General features: G+C 69.9%; 3 protein-coding genes and 1 pseudogene. 3 read left to right on the plus strand and 1 reads right to left on the minus strand.

What is annotated here, in order from left to right:
- Window positions 1–500: 500 nt before the first annotated feature.
- Window positions 501–1,775 carry a hypothetical protein gene (locus EEJ42_RS33375; RefSeq protein ID WP_123105763.1) on the minus strand — a complete coding sequence of 425 codons (1,275 nt, stop codon included), beginning with the start codon at window positions 1,773–1,775 and terminating at the stop codon, window positions 501–503.
- Between the two features lie 623 nt (window positions 1,776–2,398).
- On the opposite strand from EEJ42_RS33375, the gene EEJ42_RS33380 reads away from it, so the two are divergent.
- From EEJ42_RS33380 to EEJ42_RS33385, 3 genes and pseudogenes are all read left to right on the plus strand, one after another.
- Window positions 2,399–3,106: a hypothetical protein gene (locus tag EEJ42_RS33380; RefSeq protein WP_246097549.1), complete on the plus strand. Its 708-nt coding sequence runs from the start codon at window positions 2,399–2,401 to the stop codon at window positions 3,104–3,106.
- Between the two features lie 10 nt (window positions 3,107–3,116).
- Entirely contained in the window at window positions 3,117–3,446 is a 330-nt protein-coding gene (locus EEJ42_RS53335; protein WP_246097550.1) for a hypothetical protein, read from the plus strand.
- Between the two features lie 69 nt (window positions 3,447–3,515).
- Window positions 3,516–3,999: pseudogene (locus EEJ42_RS33385) on the plus strand (hypothetical protein); the annotation flags it as partial.

Consider the following 3,999-nt stretch of genomic DNA (forward strand, 5'->3'; position numbering starts at 1 on the left):
AGCACCCCCGACCCCGGAGCCGAGCGGTGAAACACAGAATGGATCCGGGGGAGCACCACGGCTCTGAGGCGGGCGGTGCCAGCCCTGGCCCCAGCGTCTACGACGAGGCGTGGGCAACCACCACCATGCCCAGTGACCAACCGCTTCCCCTCATATGCCGACGGCCGTGGCAAGCACGGAGCTGCATGCCTGCCACGTGCACAGACACCGCCCGCGAGCCGACGCCGCAGCCCCAATGCGAGCTCAGCGCGTCGACCTTCTGGAGGAGCTCCTGCGCATGCTCATTGATGACCGAGGTACAGCCGCCCAGCGCCTGGCCCGCGAGGCCACTCTCCACCTGATGGAATCCGCAATCGTGGCCTCCACGCTCGCCGCAGCGAGCGTGAGCGGCGCCGCAGTGTATCGGCACACGTCTCGACGGCACCGAGGGCCCATCCGCTTCGCCGCGCCGCTGTCGGCCTCGCTGCTACTACATGAGCCCAGCAAAGGCACAACTAGGATCACGTGGCGACGGCCTGGGCAGCGAGCCAGGTCTCGGTGTCCAGGACCTGCTCCGCGTCCCACCGGACCATCGCGTCGCGGGCCGTGATCGCCGCCGAGGCCTGTACCGGGACGGTCAGCCCGCCGGCCTCCGCGAGTACCTGGGCGAGCTGCTCCGAGTCAGCATGGCGCTTCAACTCGCGGCGCAGCGCGCGGGAGTCTGGCAGCAGCAGCAGGTCGCCGTCGCTGACGCTCGCCAGGTTGAGGGCTTTGATGGACCGCTGTCCGTGCGGGACGAGAAGCCGGGCGGATCCCAGGCCGGTGGACAGGGAGAGCTCGGCGAGCCCGGGCATCTTGCTCGGTCCGAAGTTCGCCCACAGCAGGCGATGGGCCGTCCAGGAGGCAGTGATGTTGAGCGCGCCGATCCCGGGGTCCAGCACCTGGGCCGCAGTGACGAAGTCCTCCTCGTCCAGCAGCCAGGCCATGGCAGGGCCGCGAGCCGAGGTGTTCGTGACCGGGATCGGGATGTCCAGGGGAGGAATCGCGTACTCGGCGCGGGAGAGGAGCGCGCCGCGTGCCAACGTGCTTCCTTCCCGGAGCATGAACTGGCTGTCGCGTTCCACTGGATACTCCAGGACCAGGTCGGCCGCCTGCTCCGCCCAGTCGGCTCGCGCTGCGAACCGGCTTTTACGGCCGGTGAGTTCGGCCAGAGCGGCATCATCGATGGCGACCGGGCGCCCGGAGACAGGTACGGCCCGGAGCCGCACGGCCATCTCCCACAGCGTGAGCGTCAGCGTCACGTCGTCCCACAGGGTCTGGGCGGGGAAGTGTCCGGATCCCTTCTTCGAGCGTTCCCGTCGATGCCCGAGTGCCCCGCGGGCCAGGTCGGACAGACCCAAGCCCCTTGCGGAGCCACCCCCGCGCAGTTCGTACAGCGAGAGGAAGAGGTCGGCGGTTCGGGCCATGAACGGCTCGATGTCGACGGCCCCGTCCCAGGCCCGGTAGTGGGAGCCCAGCAGGTTGCTGCCTACGATCACGTCCGCGTCGGAGACACGGCGTGCGAGTGCGTCGCGCCCTTCGGCCTCGGCATCCCAGATGGAGAACCCTTCCGCCTGGTACCCCTCCGGTCCCAGCCGAGCGCGCAGGACGGCGAACTTCGCCACGACGCTGGCCTCGGGCGGGAAGTTGGACCACCGCTGGTAGGTCGCCGTGACCACCGCGACCCGGGCCGGCAGGTCATCGGGCATGGCCACGTCCCGGCCCAGTCCACGTACGGACTCCAGCAGACTGCTCACCTGATCCCCCTCGCGCCGAGTGCTCGATCACTCTCGACCCTGGCGGGCCCAGGACGCCCGCTCCGAGCAGTACGAGGGAACATCCCATCCCCCGCTGCAGCGGATTGATCGGGTCTCCCGCCTGGCGGGAGACGCGCACACGCCGCGGGCAGGGGCTCCGGCTGCGAGAGGCGGAGGTGCCCCTTGTCACCCTGTGAGCACGCGGACAGCAGCGTCGGCGCGACGAACATCCTCAACAGGGCCGGGCTGGTCCTCTGCAACGTGGTGGCCTAGCCACGGCCTCAGGAAGCCCGCGCGTCTGCGCGTGGGTGGAGTCACCCAAATCCGTCCGTCAGCGATGTGACCTGCTGTGATGGGCCTCACGTAGCGCACAGACCGGGCACGGCCCAGTGGGTGCAGGACTCCGACCACCGTTTGACGGGCCGGGCGCCCGTGAAGCGCAGCGCTTCCCTGCGTGCACACCCAGCGCCCACGAAACCCCGCCCACTTGCTGCGCTAACCCCGGTACCTCCTAACTTTCTCATCGTCGCCGCCCCGCTCCCTCGAAGCGAGGTCACGCCTTCGGCGGCCGGACCACCCCCGCCACCGCCTTCAACTCATCCACCCCCTTCTAAGGAATTGGCATGCCTTCGACAAACCTCATGTCGGCCGACGCCCGCTTCCTCCGGGCCCGCGAAGCCGCCACCCGCGCACTCGCCTCGCAGACCGGCACCACGGACAACATCAAGGCCGACATCGCCCTCAAAGCCGCCCTTGACGCCTACGGCCTTCCCTCCGAGTTCCTGCCCACCAGTGGCGACTGCACCGCCCGATCCATCACGTTCGGGCCCAACGGCGAGGTGTCCGAACACGAACTCCACATTGGCATCACAGACGACGCGTCGGTAGACCACCCCATCGCCCACCACAGCGGATGGTTCGCCACGTGGTACGGCCCGGAAATCGACGGCTACGCCGACAAGGACCTGTACAACCGCCAGTTGCCGCTGAGGAACCCCACGCTCGCCGCCATGGCGCACGACAGCGCCAGCTGCGCCCGCGCCATCCGGGACTGGTACGACGGCGCCTCTGCCCAGTGGACCCGCAACGAGGTGTCGCTCAACGGCGGCGTCGGCCCCTACCGCTGCCAGACCCGGCCCGAGCACTGGGACGGGTACTGCGCCCCGCGCTTCACCCCCTCCGTGATGCGGCAGATCTGCGCCGACACACAGCTCGCTCACCGTGCGGGCTTTCGTGACGTCTTATGGCCGCACCGAGGTCCGCCCGGACGCGGACGGCTACTACCGAACCGGGGCGTTCCACTGGCCCTGGACCGAGTACACCGACCGTGACGTCACGCCGGTGACCGAGCTCGTACAAGCCATCCGCGGGAAGTATGAGCGGGTGGCCGGCTCCTGGACCGTCATCGCCGCCGACCACGGGTGGCGAGCGAAGGTCTTCGATGTCATCCCGACCCCCGCGCCCAACAAGGCCCCTCACGTCGCGGACACCCTCTTCAGCGCCCTCTACGCAACGGCCCTGTCCTCCTACGAGGTCACCGCCAAGAGCCCGGGCGACGCCGCAGCCGCCGTCCGCGCGCACTTCGCGGCCACCCGCGCTGATCACGACCCGGACGCCACCGGCCAGCCCGTCAACTTCCCCGGGATCCAGCTGCCCGGGCCCCACCCGTAACAACCCCCGCAGCATCCCCAAGGTCCGGCCACCGACCCACCAACGGCATCCATCACCGAGAAGACCGACATGAACGTGAACAACGCACTGCGCACCATCGAGCTGATCCGCTGCGCCGGCAAGGCCGCTACCGCCTTCCGCTCGCACCAGCACGCCGTCCGAGAGGCACACGAGGAGCGCGGCGCCGCTCAGGCCCAGCTCAACCACTGGAACGACCACATACATGCGATGGGCGGAGGCGTCCGGGCCTCGCGGCGCTCCGCGCTCCTGGCCACCGTCGACGAGCACCAGGAGACAGAACAGAAGGTCCGCAAAGCCGAAGCCCGGCTGCAGCACGCCTCCGCGGCGCTGCAGGCACACCGGCCGACGCTCAACCGGTATCCGAACGCAACCGGTGCCGCGCCACCACCCTGCTCCTCGACCGCCTGGCCGACCACCCCGTCGACAGGATCCGCGCCCATCGCCGCAGCCTGCATGCTGGACGCGCCCGGCCCGGCCCGTCAGCTGGCGCCGCAGCGACGCGCGGCGCCGACACCCGGGCCGGCCGCCGAGA

This window comes from Streptomyces botrytidirepellens (assembly GCF_003721215.1).
Classification (GTDB): domain Bacteria; phylum Actinomycetota; class Actinomycetes; order Streptomycetales; family Streptomycetaceae; genus Streptomyces; species Streptomyces himastatinicus.

Bases quoted from the DNA above. Each gene is read 5' to 3' on its own strand.
- EEJ42_RS33380 (WP_246097549.1), top strand. From the start codon at position 2,399: ATGCCTTCGACAAACCTCATGTCGGCCGACGCCCGCTTCCTCCGGGCC.